The sequence below is a fragment of the Pseudomonas fluorescens genome, assembly GCF_001623525.1.
GTDB classification, from domain to species: Bacteria; Pseudomonadota; Gammaproteobacteria; order Pseudomonadales; family Pseudomonadaceae; genus Aquipseudomonas; species Aquipseudomonas fluorescens_Q.
The window spans coordinates 1409313-1425924 of record NZ_CP015225.1; the positions used below are offsets into that span (position 1 = coordinate 1409313).

At 62.0% G+C, this 16612-nt stretch carries 15 protein-coding genes; 4 read left to right on the forward strand and 11 right to left on the reverse strand.

Features of this window, described 5'->3' with window-relative positions:
* Positions 1-2 precede the first annotated feature (2 nt).
* Positions 3-2240: a xanthine dehydrogenase family protein molybdopterin-binding subunit gene (locus tag TK06_RS06075; RefSeq protein WP_063321283.1), complete on the forward strand. Its 2238-nt coding sequence runs from the start codon at positions 3-5 to the stop codon at positions 2238-2240.
* A 46-nt stretch (positions 2241-2286) separates the two neighbouring features.
* Here TK06_RS06075 and TK06_RS06080 read toward each other — a convergent pair whose 3' ends face one another.
* The 5 genes from TK06_RS06080 to TK06_RS06100 all read right to left on the reverse strand — a co-directional run bounded on the left by TK06_RS06080 (position 2287) and on the right by TK06_RS06100 (position 7211).
* Positions 2287-3195 (reverse strand): AraC family transcriptional regulator, encoded by a 909-nt coding sequence (locus TK06_RS06080; RefSeq protein ID WP_063321284.1) that lies wholly within the window; start codon positions 3193-3195, stop codon positions 2287-2289.
* 242 nt (positions 3196-3437) lie between these two features.
* Positions 3438-4184: a YkgJ family cysteine cluster protein gene (locus tag TK06_RS06085; RefSeq protein ID WP_063321285.1), complete on the reverse strand. Its 747-nt coding sequence runs from the start codon at positions 4182-4184 to the stop codon at positions 3438-3440.
* 227 nt (positions 4185-4411) lie between these two features.
* The gene (locus TK06_RS06090; protein WP_063321286.1) at positions 4412-5485 is read right to left on the reverse strand and encodes an alpha/beta fold hydrolase; all 1074 of its coding nucleotides are present in this window, start codon (positions 5483-5485) and stop codon (positions 4412-4414) included.
* Positions 5486-5545: 60 nt separating this feature from the next.
* A complete protein-coding gene (locus TK06_RS06095; RefSeq protein ID WP_063321287.1) occupies positions 5546-6916 on the reverse strand; it encodes an epoxide hydrolase family protein in 1371 nt (456 codons plus the stop codon).
* 37 nt (positions 6917-6953) lie between these two features.
* A complete protein-coding gene (locus TK06_RS06100) occupies positions 6954-7211 on the reverse strand; it encodes a DUF2790 domain-containing protein (protein ID WP_063321288.1) in 258 nt (85 codons plus the stop codon).
* Positions 7212-7556: 345 nt separating this feature from the next.
* On the opposite strand from TK06_RS06100, the gene TK06_RS06105 reads away from it, so the two are divergent.
* On the forward strand, positions 7557-8705 hold the full coding sequence (locus tag TK06_RS06105; protein ID WP_063321289.1) for a MalY/PatB family protein: 1149 nt from the start codon (positions 7557-7559) through the stop codon (positions 8703-8705).
* Positions 8706-8830: 125 nt separating this feature from the next.
* Here the strand turns inward: TK06_RS06105 and TK06_RS06110 are convergent, their stop codons facing one another.
* Positions 8831-9235, reverse strand: coding sequence for a VOC family protein (locus TK06_RS06110; RefSeq protein WP_063321290.1), 405 nt, complete (start codon positions 9233-9235; stop codon positions 8831-8833).
* Between the two features lie 187 nt (positions 9236-9422).
* On the opposite strand from TK06_RS06110, the gene TK06_RS06115 reads away from it, so the two are divergent.
* Complete coding sequence (locus TK06_RS06115) at positions 9423-10280, forward strand: SDR family oxidoreductase (RefSeq protein ID WP_063321291.1); 858 nt, start codon at positions 9423-9425, stop codon at positions 10278-10280.
* A gap of 79 nt (positions 10281-10359) precedes the next feature.
* On the opposite strand, the gene TK06_RS33190 is transcribed toward TK06_RS06115, so the two are convergent.
* Together TK06_RS33190 and TK06_RS06120 are read right to left on the reverse strand one after the other, a co-directional pair.
* The gene (locus TK06_RS33190; RefSeq protein WP_259332310.1) at positions 10360-10482 is read right to left on the reverse strand and encodes a hypothetical protein; all 123 of its coding nucleotides are present in this window, start codon (positions 10480-10482) and stop codon (positions 10360-10362) included.
* 9 nt (positions 10483-10491) lie between these two features.
* A complete protein-coding gene (locus tag TK06_RS06120) occupies positions 10492-10992 on the reverse strand; it encodes a CinA family protein (RefSeq protein ID WP_063321292.1) in 501 nt (166 codons plus the stop codon).
* A gap of 168 nt (positions 10993-11160) precedes the next feature.
* Between TK06_RS06120 and TK06_RS06125 the strand changes: the two genes are divergently transcribed.
* Positions 11161-11772: a Yip1 family protein gene (locus TK06_RS06125; RefSeq protein ID WP_063321293.1), complete on the forward strand. Its 612-nt coding sequence runs from the start codon at positions 11161-11163 to the stop codon at positions 11770-11772.
* Positions 11773-11823: 51 nt separating this feature from the next.
* Here TK06_RS06125 and ligD read toward each other — a convergent pair whose 3' ends face one another.
* The 3 genes from ligD to TK06_RS06140 are packed head-to-tail and all read right to left on the reverse strand — an operon-like array spanning position 11824 to position 16602.
* Positions 11824-14460 carry a DNA ligase D gene (ligD, locus tag TK06_RS06130; protein ID WP_063321294.1) on the reverse strand — a complete coding sequence of 879 codons (2637 nt, stop codon included), beginning with the start codon at positions 14458-14460 and terminating at the stop codon, positions 11824-11826.
* Entirely contained in the window at positions 14457-15620 is a 1164-nt protein-coding gene (locus TK06_RS06135; RefSeq protein ID WP_063321295.1) for a carboxylate-amine ligase, read from the reverse strand. The genes ligD and TK06_RS06135 overlap by 4 nt, the downstream gene beginning before the upstream one ends.
* The gene (locus TK06_RS06140) at positions 15592-16602 is read right to left on the reverse strand and encodes a methyltransferase (RefSeq protein WP_063321296.1); all 1011 of its coding nucleotides are present in this window, start codon (positions 16600-16602) and stop codon (positions 15592-15594) included. Before TK06_RS06140 ends, TK06_RS06135 begins: the two co-directional genes overlap by 29 nt.
* Positions 16603-16612 lie beyond the last annotated feature (10 nt).

Consider the following 16612-nt stretch of genomic DNA (forward strand, 5'->3'; position numbering starts at 1 on the left):
CCATGTTGAACGAGATCTTCCCGAACGAGCGCCCTCGCGCCTTGCAACTCCTGCTTGAACGCGACGAGGCTGACAGCCCCGCTACGCTGCCGCGCCGCAGTTTTCTCAAGATCGTCGGCATCGGCGGGCTGGCCTTGGGGGCGTTTCCACACCTGGCCCTGGCACAAGAGACCAATGGCGCCGCTGTGCCGCTCAAACCGAGCCAGCAACCCTCGGCATTTGTGCAAATCGCGCCCAGCGGCGAAGTGACGGTGACCATCAACCGCCTGGAGTTCGGCCAAGGCGTGCAGACCGGCTTGCCGATGATTCTTGCCGAAGAACTCGATGCCGACTGGAGCCTGGTACGCAGTCGCAACGGCAACAGTGACGCCGCCTACATGGACCCGAATTTCGGCATTCACCTGACCGGCGGTTCCAACTCGATCAAGAACAGCTACACCCAGTACCGCGAACTCGGCGCCCGTGCCCGCGCCATGTTGCTGAGTGCCGCCGCCGCGCGCTGGAACGTGGACGTGGCGAGCCTGAGCACCCAGGCCGGCATGGTCCTCGGCCCGGCAGGCCGTAAAGCCAGCTACGGCGAGCTGGCCGAAGCCGCGATGGCGATGCCGGTGCCCGAGCAGATCACGCTCAAGGATCCCAAGGATTTCCGCATCATCGGCCAGGCTACGACACGCATCGACGCCAAGGCCAAGAGCAGCGGCCAGCAGGATTTTGGCATCGACATGCATCTGCCGGGGCAGCTCACCGCTGTTGTCGCCCGACCTCCGGTGTTCGGCGCCAGAATCGCCTCCCTGGATGACAGCGCGGCACGTGCCACGAAAGGCGTAAAAGCCGTGTTGCGCGTCCCACTGGACGGCGGTGCCGAAGGTGTTGCGGTGGTCGCCGACAGTTACTGGCAGGCAAAGCTGGCACGCGACGCGCTGAAGGTGGAGTGGGATGCGAGCGCTGTAGAAAAAGTGGACAGCGAGAAACAATTGGCGCAATACCGGGAACTGGCCAATCAGCCCGGCCCACTGCACTTTGATGCCGACATGACGCCACTTGCCAGCGCGCCGCATCAACTGGACGCCGAGTTCGTGTTTCCCTACCTCGCCCATGCCCCGATGGAGCCCCTCAATTGCACCGTGCAGCTCGCCGGGGATGGCGCTCAACTGTGGGTCGGTACGCAGTTCCCCGGCGGTGACGGTGCCGCGGCCGCCAAGGTACTGGGCCTCAAGCCAGAGCAGATCCAGGTGAACGTGCAGACCGCCGGCGGTGGTTTTGGCCGGCGCGGCGTGCCCACCAACGATTTCGTCGTACTGGCTTGCGAGGTCGCCAAGGCCGCGCGCACCGCCGGGGTCAACGCCCCTATCCGCACCCTTTGGAGCCGGGAGGACGACATCAAGGGCGGTTACTATCGGCCCATGCACCTGCACCGTGCGCGCATCGGTTTTGACGACAGCGGCAAAGTACTCGCCTGGGACCACGCCCTGGTGGGCCAATCGATCATCACCGGCACCGTGTTTGGCGGGCGGGTGAAAAACGGCATCGACCCGACCGCCACGGAAGGCCTGCGTAATCCGTATCCGCTGCCCATGCGGCTGACGGTTCATCACCCCAAGCTCAACGTTCCCGTGCTGTGGTGGCGCAGCGTGGGCTCCACCCATACGGCGTTTGTGATGGAAACGCTGATCGACGAGATCGCCCGCACGACCAAGCAGGATCCAGTGGCCTACCGGATGAAGCTGTTTGGCGACCAGAGCCCACGCCATCGCGAGGCGCTGCAATTGGCCGTGGACAAGAGTGAGTATGGCAAGCGCCAGTTGCCGGCGGGCCATGCCTGGGGCGTGGCGGTCCACGAGTCGTTCAGCTCGGTGGTGGCCTACGTCGTCGAAGCCTCGGTGCAGGACGGTCGTCCGGTGCTGCATAACGTGACGGCCGGTGTGCACTGCAACCTGGCGGTCAACCCTCGCAGTGTCGAGGCCCAGGTCCAAGGCGCGGCGCTGATGGGATTGTCGATGTGCCTGCCAGGTGGCGCGATCACGCTGAAAGATGGCGTGGTGCAACAAAGCAATTTTGCTGACTTCAGCGTGCCGCGCATTACCGACATGCCGACATTTGCCGTCCACATCGTGCCCAGCGCCGAGCCTCCTACGGGGATGGGTGAACCCGGCCTGCCGGCACTGGCCCCCGCTTTTGCCAACGCGGTGGCGAGCCTGACGGGTAAACCGTTGCGTGAGTTACCTTTCAAATTGGCGTGACAGGCGTGTGAGGCTGTCTGGCCGCAACGCCAGACAAGCCTCACGATCACAAGCGAATGCGCTTGATATCCCGCTGCGGTGGCGCGCCGAACAGGCGGCTGTATTCACGGCTGAACTGCGAGGCACTTTCATAGCCAACCAAGCCCCCTGCACTGCTCGCGTCGACATTCTGGCTCAACATCAACTGCCGAGCGGCTTGTAGCCGCAGCTGCTTCTGGTATTGCAACGGACTCATTCCGGTCACGGTGCGAAAATGCTGGCGAAACGTGGACGGACTCATGTGCGCTTGTGCCGCCAGATCGTCCATACGCAACGCCTGGCGAAAATTCAGTTTCAGCCAGGCAACCGTCTTGGCGATGTGCTGGCTGGGTGACCCGGCAGCGATCACATGCAGCAACTGTGGCGCGTGGGCACCGCTCAACAGGCGCGCGATGATCTCTTCCTTGATCAGCGGAGCGACTGTCTCAAGCAGCGACGGTTCCCCCAGCAGGTCTATCAAGCGTCGCAGGGCGTCCAGCACCCTGGTATCCAGGGCTTGTACGGTAACCGGTCGAAACGCGTCGTCCCTCATGCGTTGTGACAACTGCATGCGCTCGGCCACCTGCATCACCATCGTGCTGTCGAATCTCAGCATCATGCCCAGGAACGGCTTGGCGACGCTGGCTTGGGAGATGTGGGAAATGACCGGCAGATCCACGCAGGTCACCATCGACTGGCCCGGCGCGTAAGTCAGTATCTCGTCCCCGAGCATGGCTTGCTTGCGGCCCTGCAAGGTCACGCCGATACCCAGGCCATAGATGCAGTGCGTCGGCGCGGTGATCGTGTTGCGCCGATGCAGGCTCAAGCCGGCAATGGCGGTGATCTGGTCGCCCTCGCTGGGCACCAGCTGGCTGACCGAACCGGCCAGGCGACTGATGTCGCTGACGCCCTGGTCGCAGTTGAAGTCGGTGTGCACATTTCACTCCTTGAAAACATCGGACCCACGCCTGGCGGTGATGCGAACACTGTTCGCCATCACCGTAAGTCGTTGATCAATATGGACGCAGTATGCTGGGTCGGCGGTTCGAGTCGCTTGCCTGATTGACGCAATTTCTTACTCGATTTAACGATCCGTAGCTCGCATCAGTCACCTCGGGCCAGAAATGACAATATGTTTCAGGAGTTTGGGGGGCACAAAGTGATGGTTTGGCTGGGTGCCTAAAGATTCTGGAAGATGTAGCCGGTTGACCGCTGATCATCCAGCGCGACCCCCACTTGCAGCAGGTGTTGGGCCAGGGCCGGCGTTTCGACCCGCACTTTCCAATCCAGGCCTGTCGGTGCCACCGGGGCGCGATCGTAGCGAATGATCGCCTCAGTCAGCTGCGCCCGATCAGGCAAGTACACCGCCAACGCGTTGCCTTTCCAGGCGGCGACGTTCATGCCCATCGCTTCACACAGCGCAATCTTGGCCTGGGCATCGTCCCTGTCCGCCTGGCGGGAGCGTTCGATCTGATCGGCCAGGATCGGATCGACAACGCGGTCGCTGAACAAGACCTCGCCCGTCTCCCAGACCTCAGGCGGGCAGACCTTGTCGGCAGGACGCAAGGCAATGAGCGGATTGATTTCCATCGGATAGATTCGACAGACCAGCGGCCGCTCTTCATAGATGCCGCAACGACCATCGTCGCCGAGATTGCGGCACTGCGTCAGCGCATTGCCCGCCAGTACCGCCACGACTCGAATCTGGGCATCGCCACTGGTGACGGCCACGGCCCGTTGGGCGCTGTGGGCGAATTGCCTAGGCTCGGAAGGCCAGGTTGACTCATCGAACGCCTCCAGTATGACCGCCACCTCATGTCCGCGGTGTAGCCACTGCCTTGCCTCATCCAACGTCAGTGGAATCAGCCGCCCCTTGCAGCAGATGCCGCAGCCGTTGCAGGCAAAGCGGATCGTGTTGTTTTCCATATCAAGCACTCGCACACGTGTTTTCGATGGCCTACAGAAGTCCCCGCCACTCGGATACAGCTGTGGCAGGGCCTCAGGGCCGCGAGAGTATGTGGAGCGAAACGCCTATCCGGTTGCCGGATTCGCCGGCATGTTTGCCTGATCCAAGGTGATTTCAGGTATCAGCCTTTGGGAGGCGAACCCGTTGTTTCGGGTTCCCCTTCACTTCAGATGCCGGGAACGCGGCCTCACTGGAGGTGATCGGCGTCGATCACGGCCTGGGCGAACGCTCGCGGTGCTTCTTGCGGCAAGTTGTGGCCGACACCGCCATCGATCAGGCGATGTTCGTATTGGCCAGTGAAACGCTTGGCATAGGCTTCGACGGGCGGATGAGGAGCGCCATTGGCATCACCCTCCAAGGTGATGGTCGGCACGCTGATCGACGGGAACGTCGCCAGTTTCTTTTCCAGTGCATCGTATTTGGCCTCGCCCTTGACCACGCCCAGGCGCCAGCGATAGTTGAAGATTGAAACGGCGACATGATCGGGGTTCTGCAAAGCGGCGGCACTGCGCTCATACGTTGCGTCATCGAAGTTCCACTTGGGCGACGCCAGTTTCCAGATCAGTTTGGCGAAGTCGTGGGTGTTTTTCTCGTAACCGAGGCGGCCGCGCTCGGTCGCAAAGTAGAACTGATACCACCACTGCAGTTCGGCGGCCGGTGGTAGCGGTGTCTTGCCGGCCTCCTGGCTGCCGATCAGGTAGCCACTCACCGCCACCAGCGCCTTCACCCGCTCCGGCCAAAGGGCCGCGACAATGTCGGCGGTGCGTGCGCCCCAGTCATAACCGCCGAGCACGGCCTGCTTGATCTTCAGCGCGTCCATGAAATCAATCAGATCGCTTGCCAGTGCAGAAGGCTGGCCGTTGCGCAGGGTCTTGGCCGACAGGAAGCGCGTGTCGCCATAACCGCGGGCGTACGGGATCAGCACGCGATAGCCCTTCTCTGCCAGCGCGGGTGCCACATCCGCGTAGCTGTGAATGTCATAGGGCCAACCATGCAGCAGGATGACCACCGGCCCATCGGCGGGACCGACCTCGGCATAGGAAACGTCCAGCAGGCCAGCCTTGACGTGCTTCAGCGGGCCGAACGAGGTGTGACTGCCCGGTGTAATGGCGCCGATGGTGCCGGCAGGTACATCGGCGGCGTTAGCCTGCGACGAAGCGAAGCCCAAGGCGCCCAATTGCATCATCGCGAACACCAGGAGGGCCGGGGTGAACAAGCGACCATGGCGCGCTGCGGATGGGTGGTTCAGAGTCGTGTCCATGTGAATCTCCCTTACGAATGGCGGGTGAGCGGCTCCCGGTTCTGAGCCGCCAGGAAAGGTTTAATGAGCGGTCTGGGCGACGGTGTTTTTCGCGGCGCTACGCAATGGCCGGAATGCCTCGCGCAACTCTTCGCTGAACAATTGCGGCTGCTCCCAGGCAGCGAAATGGCCGCCCTTGCTGACTTCCTTGAAGTAGGACAGCGATGGGTAGGCGCGCTGGGCCCAGGTTTTCGGTGCGCGGTAGATTTCACCGGGGAACACGGTGATCGCCACCGGGACCTTGATGTCAGCGGTTTTTTGCGCCACCGCGCTGAAGTTATTGTTGTTGTTCTCCCAATAGAAACGGGAGGACGATGCGCCGCTGTCGGTCAGCCAGTACAGGCTGATGTCGTCGAGCATTTCATCGCGACTGAGCACACGCTCCGGCTTGCCTTCGCTGTCAGTCCAGGCGGCAAATTTCTCGTACATCCATGCCGCTGTGCCCGAGGGCGAATCTGCCAGCAGGTAACCGATGGTCTGCGGCCGGGTCACCATCATCGCGCCGTAAGCTGCATTGCGGCCGAAGAAGCTGCTCAGCGAGTTGTAGGCAGTGCGTTCTGAAGCGCTCAGCCCGGCCGGTGCCGGTTCGCCGCTGTTGATCGGCTTCACCAGCTCCGGCGGCACGGTCGCCGGCATGTTCAAATGGATACCCAGCAAACCGGGCGGCGCCAGGCGGCCCAAGGCGTCGGAGATGACCGACCCATGATCACCGCCCTGGGACACGTAATGGGTGTAGCCGAGGCGTTTCATCAGCACGTCCCAGGCCTTGGCCACGCGGTCCGGGCCCCAGCCCAACTCGGTCGGCTTGCCGGAAAAGCCGTGACCTGGAATCGATGGAATCACGACGTCGAAAGAGTCCTCGGCACGCCCCCCATAGGCGGTCGGATCGGTCAACGGGCCGATGGTCTTGAGGAACTCCAATTGCGAACCCGGCCAGCCATGGGTAAGGATCAGCGGCATGGCGTTGGGATTGCGCGAACGCACATGAATGAACTGGATGTCGACACCATCGATCGTGGTGATGAACTCGGGCAATGCATTGAGCCTGGCCTCGGCCTTGCGCCAGTCATAACCGTTGCCCCAATACTTCACCAAGTCCTGTACCTGGGCCAGTTGCACGCCCTGGGAAACGTCATTGACGGTTTCCTTGTCCGGCCAACGGGCGTCGGCAATGCGCTTGCGCAGTTCGGCCAGCTTCGCGTCATCGACATGGATGCGGTATGGGCGGATGGCCTCGGATTGAGACGATTGAACCGTACTGGCTGGCGCGACCGCGGCGGTGGCCGCCCAGGCACCTGGGCTGGCAGCGAGCAGTGCGAGACTGAGCGCACTGCCCCTGGCGGTGTGAACCAGGCAACGGTGCCAGGCGCAAACGGATGAAATTGCAAGCATGATGACTCTCCTTGAGTGAGTGGCCCACGGACCTGGATCAATTGTCCTGAGCGCAGTCCTGGGCGACGGCGTTGTAGTCCAGTGCCTGGATCTGGCCGGCCGAGTCCAAATAGGTCATGCGTGTCTCCACGACGCCGCAGCCCGAGCCTTGCTTGACCGAAAGCACCTTGGCGACATCCAGGTGGTCGCCATACAGGTAGGTGTGAGGCTTGATGCTGTCTTGGGCATTGGCCACGACAGCGCCAAGGCTCAGTGCGGCAAACAAGGAAGCGATGCTGAGGTTTTTCCAGTTCATGATGTTATCTCCGACGTGGGGTGAGCCAGTGAGACGGCTGGGGCTGTCTCGGTGGGCTCATTTGACGTCGGCCAGGTATCGCCCATGTGTCAGCGACGGCCTGGAGTGCAACGGTGCGTATCGACAGTGGCGCTTGATACATGGAGATACATTCGTGCCAGAGGACTGCGCTAGCGCGAGGCGCTCGAAAAAAGGCCTGCTGCGCTGCCTTGCCTTTGCGCAGGCAACTCCAGTGCGGCGCGAGCCTGTCGAGTTACGTGCGTCGAGCTACAGATTCGCCTGGCCCCGACAATTGGCCTTTGCTTTATGATGTTCGCCATCTCATGACTGACTGATGGAACCCCCATGACTTTCGATTTCGACACGGTATTGGAACGCCACGGCACCGGCAGTACCAAATGGAGCCGCTACCCGGCCGATGTGTTGCCGATGTGGGTCGCCGATATGGACTTCCCCGCCCCACCGGTGATCATCGACGCGCTGCACAAGCGCCTGGAACATCCGATGCTGGGCTACAGCGTGGCCCAGGACGATCTGCGCGCCGCCGTCGTGGCCGATCTGTGGAGCAAGTACGCCTGGCGCGTCGAGCCCCAGCAGATTGTGTTCCTGCCGGGTGTCGAACCGGGCTTCAACATGGCCCTGCATGCCTTGGTAGCGCCCCAGCAGAATGTCGTGGTGCAGGTGCCCAACTACCCGCCGCTGCGCAACGCCCCAGGTCACTGGCAGTTGAACAAAGTGGAATTGCCATTCAACCCGGTCAACGGTGAATTCCACACGCCATTGGCTGCGTTGCGCGAGTCCTTGCAGGGCGGTGGCGCGCTGTTGCTGAGCAATCCTCACAACCCGTTGGGCAAGGTGTTTGACCGCCAGGAACTCAAGGCCGTGGCAGACATCTGCCTGGAGCAGGACGCCTGGATCATCTCCGACGAAATCCATGCCGAACTGTGCTTCGACGGTCGTGTACACATCCCAACCGCCTCCCTCAGCCCGGAGATTGCCGAGCGCACCATCACCCTGATGTCCGCCAGCAAGGCCTTCAATATCGCCGGGTTGAAGACCTCGTTCGCCATTATCCAGAACGCCAAGCTGCGCGAACGGGTCAACAGCGCCCGGGCCGGCATGGTCGACAGCGTCAATGCCCTGGGCCTTGAAGCGACCCGTGCGGCCTATAGCGAAGCCGGCCCGTGGCTAGAGGCCCTGAAGGCGTACCTGCAAGCTAACCGCGATTACCTGGTCGATGCAGTGAACACTCGCCTGCCGGGCATCACCATGACCGTACCCCAGGGCACTTACCTGGCTTGGCTGGATTGCTCCGGGTTGGGACTGGATGACCCGCAGGGCTTCTTCCTGAAAGAAGCCAAGGTGGGGCTGAGTGCCGGCCTGGATTTTGGCGACGACGCCGGTCAGTTCGTGCGCTTGAACTTCGGCTGCCCGCGGGCGCTGCTGGAGGAAGGGATCACGCGGATGGAGCGCAGCCTGAAGGCCAGGGTCTGATCCTGTGGCAAGGGAGCTTGCTCCCGCTGGGCTGCGAAGCAGCCCTCAGATAGGGGCCGCTACGCGCCCCAGCGGGAGCAAGCTCCCTCGCCACACAAGCTCCTGGCCGCAATGGGGTCTGTGCTTTATTCATGCATATCCGGCGCATGGACAAAGCACAGCTTGTTGCCCTCCGGATCGCGGCAATAGGCCCCGAAATAGCCTTCGCAATACTGCGGCCTCGGGCCGGGAGGGCCTTCGTCGGAGCCGCCCATGGCAATCGCCTGCTCCCAGGCAGCACGCACGGTTTGCGGGGAGTCCGCGGCGAAGCTCACTTGCATGCCATTGCCCCACGTAGCGGGCAGGCCATTGAAAGGCAACTGGACGAAAACCTGGGGCCAATGCTTGCCGGGCTGACGCCAGCCTTCTCCCGGCGGGCCCGAATCATTTTCGCCCTCGATGCGCTCCAGCCCCAGGCAGCCGAGGACTGCATCATAAAAAGCGACCATTGTCGGCAGGTCGCGCGCGCCGATCTGTATGTGGCTGAACATTGCCCTGCTCCTTAAACGACACCTGTACTCATATTGGAGAATACAGGCCCGTCCAATGTTCGCCAGGCTCCTCTATTCGCCGACGAAACACGCCTTATTACGCTCATCGACTGGCCGGACAATTCGACCGAACTCTGCCCGAAAACCCAAAGTCCACCCTCCATCGCAACCCACCTGGAGAACGACGATGGTCGACTACCCTTTCCCGCCTTTCCCGAAACAAAGCCAGCCGGTGCCCGGCACCCAGCGCAAAATGGACCCTTACCCGGACTGCGGCGAACAGAGCTACACCGGCTCCGGACGCCTGGCGAACAAAATCGCCCTGATCACCGGTGCCGACAGCGGTATCGGTCGTGCCGTGGCCATTGCCTTTGCCCGTGAAGGCGCGGACGTGGCGATTGCCTACCTGGACGAGCATGAAGACGCCAAGGAAACCGCGCGCTGGGTCGAGCAGGCTGGGCGCCAATGCCTGTTGCTGCCCGGAGACCTGGCAAACAAAGACCAGTGCCGCAAAATCGTCGATGAAACCGTCGCCCGCTTCGGGCATATCGACGTCCTGGTCAACAATGCCGCGTTCCAGATGACCCATGAAAGTCTTGAGCAAATATCCGACGAAGAATGGGTGCGTACGTTCGATATCAACATCACCGCGATGTTCAGGATCTGCCAGGCCGCCGTGCCGCACATGAAGCCGGGGGGCTCGATCATCAACACCAGTTCGGTCAACTCCGACATGCCCAAGCCGACGCTGCTGGCGTATGCCACCACCAAGGGCGCCATCGCCAACTTCACCGGCGGCTTGGCGCAAATGCTCGGCCCCAAGGGCATCCGTGTGAACAGCGTGGCACCCGGACCGATCTGGACGCCGCTGATCGTGGCGACCATGCCCGAGGAAGAAGTACAGAATTTCGGCTCCCAGACACCCCTTGGCCGTCCCGGCCAGCCGGTTGAAGTGGCGCCGATCTACGTGCTGCTGGCCTCGGACGAAGCCAGCTACATCTCCGGGACCCGCTATGGGATCACTGGGGGTAAACCGATACTTTGATCAACGAGCTTCGATCGTTCCCACGCTCTGCGTGGGAATGCCGCCAGGGACGCTCCGCGTTCCGTTTCTCATGCGTGACTCAGAGCACCCACACGTACCAGCCCACTCGCTCGAAACGCCAGACCTTGTGCTGGAAGACCATGTCTTCACGCACCGGGAACTGGCGGCTGCGGTGGTCGTCCTGCTGTTTTTGATCGGTCATGATGTCTTCCTACCGACGCTCACCGGCCACAGCCCGCTGGTGGAAGGCCGGCAATTGCTGCAAGGCGTACTGCGCTGCCCACAGTTGCACCTGGCCGCGACTGCCAAAGAACCGTTCACAGCGACTGAACAGTGCTCGCTGACCGTCCACATCGAACGCCCAGGCAAAGCAGACGGTGCCGGCGGGTATTCCGTCCTTGTCGTCTGGCCCGAGCAGACCGGTGGTGGCCACCGCCGCATTGGCATTGGCATCGTGCAAGGCGCCGAGGGCCATTTCCTCGGCGACTTCACGGCTGGTGAGATTGAAGGTCTTGATGGTGCGTGGGCTGACACCGAGCAAGCGCTGCTTGGCCTCAGGGGAGTACACCACATAACCGCTTTCGATCAGTGAACCACTGCCGGGCACCTCGGCCAGCAATGTGACGATCTGTCCGGCGGTGCAGGATTCGGCTGTGGTCAGGCGCAGGTCATGATCGCGCAAATAATCAACCAGGATTTGGGCAACAGTCATGGCAGACGGTCCTTCGGGGATGCTGATGGGTTGACCTCTACCGTTGTGTTTCATTCCCTTTATCGCCCCGTCGGCCAGGACCAGCAAATAAATGAAACCCGAGTCTTTTTCTGTACCTCAAACTCCATAAGGGCCTCATGCAGAGGTCGTCCTGATCAGGAGGTCGTCATGTCCGCACCTTTCGTCAAACTGTTCACGCAGCCCGAATTCGCCTGGGCCGACATACGCGAGCAAGAACAGGCGCATCCACGCCATTACCTGGCTCATTTGCTGCTGCTCGCGCTGATCCCCGCGGTATGCCTGTTCATCGGCACCACTTGGACCGGATGGAGCCTGGCCGAAAACGAAACGGTACGACTCAGCAGTGCCAGCGCGCTTCAATTGTGCGTGCTGCTGTACGTGACCATCGTCGCCGGCGTCACGTTGATGGGCCTGTTCATTCGCTGGATGTCCCGCACCTTCGACGTCCGCCCGACGGTCAACCAATGCATCGGCTTCGCCGCCTATACCGCAACGCCGTACTTCCTGGCCGGAATCTTCGGGCTTTACCCGAGCCGCTGGCTGGCCGTGGCAGTGCTGTTACTGGCGTCGGCCTACTCGACGTTCCTGCTGTTCGTCGGGCTGCCCAAGTTCATGGGCCTCAAGAAGGAACAGGGCCTGCTGTATTCGGCAAGTGTCTGGGGCGTGGGGCTGCTGATCCTGGTGACGATCCTGGTGGAAATGATCCTGCTCTGGTTCAACTACCTGCAGCCGGAATATTTGCGTGTCCCGGTGGGCTGAATGCGTTTTCGGGGTGCACAATGCCGATGACAGCGGCTTGAGGTGATCCGGTTAAACTTTCTTCATACCGATACGCCTGCGCATCTCAGCCGTAATACTCTGCCGAGTTCGCTTGAGCCCAGCCCAAGGCTCATGCCCAACCTCCGCCAGACGCTCATGAACATTGTGCACGTTCCACACATTCGCCCCCTTGAGCTCGGCCACCTCCTCGCGAAAGATCGGCACCGACACCGGCAACCCTTCCCGAGTCCGGGCGGCATAAGCGCAAATGGTGGTAGCGCCCAACCCATTGCGCAGGTAATCGATGAAAATCCGCCCTACCCGATTCTTGGGCCCGGACACCGCCGAAAAACGGTCTGGCAGCAGCTTGGCCATGTGACTGACAATCGCATGACTGAACCCCTTGACCTCGTCCCAACCCAGTTTGCGCGTCAGCGGCACCACCACATGGATGCCCTTGCCACCGCTGGTCTTGAGGAACGCCTTGAGCCCTAGTTCATCGAGCACCGACAAGGTGAGCTGCGTCGCCTCGACCATGCTTTTCCAGGGCAGCGCCGGGTCCGGGTCAAGGTCGAGGACGAAACGGTCAGGCTTGTTCAGATCGACGGAAGTGGCATTCCAGGTGTGCAGCTCCACCGTGCTCATCTGCACCGCGCCGATCAGCGCCTCGGCGTTGTTGATGATCATCACCGGCTGCCCGGTCAGTTCCTTGTCCAGGCTGGTGATACCGGGAATCGCCAGGCGCTCGGGGTTCTTCTGGAAGAACAGTTCCCCGGCGATGCCATCCGGCGCCCTGACCAAGGCCACCGGGCGATCCGCCAGTTCCGGCAGGATGAATTCGGCCACGCTGGCGTAGTACTCGGCCAGTTGCAGCTTGGTGGTGCCGCTGCTGGCGTCAATGACCCGCTCCGGATGGGTGATGCGGACCTTGCAGTCCAAGGCCGGTGCCTTGGCCTTGGCCTTGCTCTTGGTCCTGGCCGGTGTCGCGCCAGGCTCATCTTTGGCTTTGGCTTTGGCTTTGGCTTTGGCTTTGGCTTTTTTTGCCGTAGCGTTTTTTTTCACGGGCTTGGCCAACTCCTGGGTAATGTCCTTGGCCGGCTTGTCGTCGCGCAAGCCATGGAAAACCGCATGGCGCACCGAGCCGTCCTTGGTCATTTCGGCAAAGGCCACTTCGGCCAGCAGCTTCGGTTCCAGCCAGTGCACGCCCTTGGCTTCGTAACCGGTGGGCGGGTTCACCACGGCGGCCTTTTTCGTCTCCAGGGGCAGCAATTGCTGGTAGATGCTTTTGAGGGTGGTTTCGTTGAACCCGGTGCCGACCTTGCCGGCGTAGCGCAACTGGCCGCTGTCGGCATCATGCAGCCCCAGCAGCAAGGCACCGAAGGCGCTGCGAGCGCCCTTGGGCTCGCTGAAGCCCACCACCACGAACTCCTGGCGATTCTTGCACTTGAGCTTGATCCAGTCGTTGCTGCGCCGGGACACATAGGTGCTGCCGATGCGCTTGCCGATCAGCCCTTCCATCTGCATCTGGCAGGCGCTGTTGAGCAGCGCTTCAGGGTTTTCTTCGAAGGCATCGGAAAACCGCAGCAAAGGGCTTTCGTTGGACTCCAGCACGGCCGCCAATGCGGCCCGGCGCTCTTGCACCGGCACGTTGCGCAAATCCATGCCATTGAGGTAAGGCACGTCGAACAGGTAATAGGCGATCTTGCCGCTGCTGCCGGCCTCGAAGGCATTCTGCAAGGCCTGGAAATCCGGCACGCCCTGGTCGTTGGCAACCACCATCTCGCCGTCGAGCCAAGCCGATTCCAGGCCCAGCGCGGCCAATGCTTCGGCTTGACTGGGCAATTTGTGGGTCCAGTCATGGCCGTTGCGGGTCAGCAGCCTGACGTCGCCGTTTTCGATCCGCGCCATGACCCGATAACCGTCGAACTTGATTTCATAGAGCCACTCGCCGTCGGGCGCGCTTTCCACCAGGGTCGCCAGTTCCGGCTTGAGGGTGTCCGGCAGCGGCCCGGCGACCGCGCCGCTGAGGGTGGTTTTCGAGGGGCGTTTCGGCGATTTCGGGCGGACGGCTTTTTCCGGTTGTTTCACCGCTTTGGCGGCAGCCTTGCCTCGACGCTTGGGCACGAGGGTGCGATCGCTGAGCACGCTGTCCGGCTCGGCCTGGACCACGTCGTATTCGCTTTCGGGGCGGGCGGCCTGGTCCTGGTGCTTGATCAGGAACCACTGCTCCTGCTTGCCGGGCATGTGGGTGCGCACCAGGTTCCACAGGCCGCTGAGCTTTTCCCCTTGCAGCTCGAACTTGAGCCGGCCTTTTTCATAGGCCTCGTGGGGATCGCCCTGGGGAATCCAGACGCCCCGGTCCCAGACGATCACGTCACCGGCGCCATAATGGCCCTCGGGGATGTTGCCTTCGAACGTGGCGTAATCCAGCGGATGGTCTTCGACATGCACCGCCAGGCGCTTGGCTTTCGGGTCCAGGGAGGGGCCTTTGGGCACCGCCCAGCTCTTGAGTGCACCGTCCAGTTCCAGCCGAAAGTCGTAATGCAGCCGCGAGGCGTCGTGTTTTTGAATACAAAACTGCAAGGCATGGGCAGTCTTCGCCGATTGGCGCGAGCGCTTCGCCGCCGGCTCCGGAGTGGCGGCGAAATCCCGCATGCGGTTGTAGTCATCCAGGGTCTTGCTGCTCATGGACCACCAGCCACCTGTTGCAACGCCGGATCGGCGACCGGCAGCCCGACGGTTTCCGCGAGCAATTGATCGACCACGCGGCCCAGGGCCTGTTCGACGGAATCGCCCAGCAACAGCCCCTGTTCGAAAAGGACGATTTGCCGGTCGGCGCTGGTGCCTTCCTGCACGATACGGCGCACTTGCCCGAATACGTCCTGGACACCCAGCTCTGCTGCGGTCTCACCGAAGGTTTGCTCGGCCAGGGTCAGCCATTCACCGATCAGCATCGGCTGCTCCTGCCCCTCGACGATGAACTCCGCGAGAATCCCATGACGCTTGGCCCGCCAGCGATTTTCCTTGAGGACCCACTGGGACATCTGGCTGTAGTTGGCGCCAGGCCGGCGCTGCGCCACGGCATGGGCCACCATCAGGCGAAACAGCGAGGCGAGGCACAGGACGTCGTCGACCCGAGGACAAGCATCACAAATGCGCAGTTCCAGCGTGGGGTAACGTGAGGAAGGCCGTATCACCCACCAGCAATCGCTGGGTTGGCGAATGGACCCGGTACGCATGAGCATGTCGACGTAGCTGGCGAACGCCGACTCGTCTTCGAAAAACTCCGGCACGCCCATGCGTGGCCATTCATCGCAGGCCACTTGTCGATAGCTGCTGAAGCCACTGTAGCCACCGTTCCAGAACGGTGATGAAGCGCTCAGGGCCAGGAACATCGGCAACCAGGGCAGGATCTCATTCATGACCCGCACTCGATCCTGAATGGCCGGAACTTCCACATGGATATGCAGGCCCGACAGCACGCTGCGCCTCGCCACCCGTTGGTAATCATCGAACAGTTGCTGGAAATGCAGCTCGTCGGTCGGCTGCAGTACTTGGGTCGTCATCGGATGTGAACCGGCGCTGAGCAGACCCAGGCCATAGGGTGCCAACCGCTGGTTCAAGTCCGTACGCACCTGGCTCAGGTAATCGGCCGCCTCTGACAGGCTGCGAAAGATGGGCGATGCCATCTCGACCTGGCACAGGAACATTTCATGGGCGAAATGCTTGCCCAGTTCGGCCTGGCAAGCTGCGATCGCTTGTGCGGGTGGCTCGCCTGGCATGCAACGGGTTTGCAGATCGGTGATGAAATACTCCTCTTCAATGCCGAATTTCATGCGCCTGTTCATCGATAATCCCTCCGATAACCCCGCCGATACCTGCGCCAATGCGGGTTACAACCAACGCCACCACGGCGATCCTTTCCACATCCTGATAACCCGGCGTCAGCAATTCCTCACCAAACACGTCCGGGTCCAATTCCTTGTAGGTCCAGCCGAAATCCGCCGAGTCACGCCATTGGCCCAGCGCTTCCAGGAACGGGTCGCGCCCATCCACCATCGCCACGCCGGTGTAGAGCACCAGCGAGCCGCCCGGTGTCAGCCGGGGCAAGGCCTGTTCGACGATACGCAACGACAACCCGGCGCCCAGTGCGCCGCCGCCATGGCGGTAGGCGCGCTCGGATGGATCAGCCATGTACGGCGGGTTGGCGACGATCAGGTCGAAGTTGCCTGGCACGTCCTGCAGCACGTCGCTGCGAGCGACCTCGACATTGCCCACCTCGGCCAGCGCGGCGTTCACGGCGCTCAGGCGCAAGGCTTGCGGGTTGATGTCCACCGCCAGTACTTGCGCTTCACGCCGGGCGCGGGCAATCACGATCGCACCGACGCCGGCGCCACAACCGATGTCCACGGCGCGATGTACCGCCGTGAAGTTCTGCTGCAGATGAGTATGGATCAGTTGGGCGAAACGGTAGCTGTCAGGGCCGAAAAACACCGCATCGGTGGCCTGGGTGGGGAACGGCGAATGAGCGAACAGCAAGCCATCCAGGCTCGACCAGCGCACCCGGCTGCGCAGCAGGCCGTCGCGCTCTTCCAGCACTTGGGCTTCTTGCAGTTGCCGCTGTTCATCGGCACTGATCAGTCCCGGCGCAAATGGCCGCGACCAACCGAACACGTCCCGCAAGGTCTTGGAGCGTTCATTGCCGGGGCGCTGGTTGACTCGCTCGTGGGTCAACGGCGTTGGGGTAATGAAACGGTAGCCGTCGGCTTGCAGGCGCCGGCCCAGTTGCAACAGCGCAAGGTCCCGCTCGGACAGGCGTTCTTCATTCATGCAGGGCTCC

Bases quoted from the DNA above. Each gene is read 5' to 3' on its own strand.
- TK06_RS06075 (WP_063321283.1), top strand. From the start codon at position 3: ATGTTGAACGAGATCTTCCCGAACGAGCGCCCTCGCGCCTTGCAACTC.
- TK06_RS06085 (WP_063321285.1), bottom strand. From the start codon at position 4,184: ATGGAAAACAACACGATCCGCTTTGCCTGCAACGGCTGCGGCATCTGC.
- TK06_RS06090 (WP_063321286.1), bottom strand. From the start codon at position 5,485: ATGGACACGACTCTGAACCACCCATCCGCAGCGCGCCATGGTCGCTTG.
- TK06_RS06095 (WP_063321287.1), bottom strand. From the start codon at position 6,916: ATGCTTGCAATTTCATCCGTTTGCGCCTGGCACCGTTGCCTGGTTCAC.
- TK06_RS06100 (WP_063321288.1), bottom strand. From the start codon at position 7,211: ATGAACTGGAAAAACCTCAGCATCGCTTCCTTGTTTGCCGCACTGAGC.
- TK06_RS06105 (WP_063321289.1), top strand. From the start codon at position 7,557: ATGACTTTCGATTTCGACACGGTATTGGAACGCCACGGCACCGGCAGT.
- TK06_RS06110 (WP_063321290.1), bottom strand. From the start codon at position 9,235: ATGTTCAGCCACATACAGATCGGCGCGCGCGACCTGCCGACAATGGTC.
- TK06_RS06115 (WP_063321291.1), top strand. From the start codon at position 9,423: ATGGTCGACTACCCTTTCCCGCCTTTCCCGAAACAAAGCCAGCCGGTG.
- TK06_RS33190 (WP_259332310.1), bottom strand. From the start codon at position 10,482: ATGACCGATCAAAAACAGCAGGACGACCACCGCAGCCGCCAGTTCCCG.
- TK06_RS06120 (WP_063321292.1), bottom strand. From the start codon at position 10,992: ATGACTGTTGCCCAAATCCTGGTTGATTATTTGCGCGATCATGACCTG.
- TK06_RS06125 (WP_063321293.1), top strand. From the start codon at position 11,161: ATGTCCGCACCTTTCGTCAAACTGTTCACGCAGCCCGAATTCGCCTGG.
- ligD (WP_063321294.1), bottom strand. From the start codon at position 14,460: ATGAGCAGCAAGACCCTGGATGACTACAACCGCATGCGGGATTTCGCC.
- TK06_RS06135 (WP_063321295.1), bottom strand. From the start codon at position 15,620: ATGAACAGGCGCATGAAATTCGGCATTGAAGAGGAGTATTTCATCACC.
- TK06_RS06140 (WP_063321296.1), bottom strand. From the start codon at position 16,602: ATGAATGAAGAACGCCTGTCCGAGCGGGACCTTGCGCTGTTGCAACTG.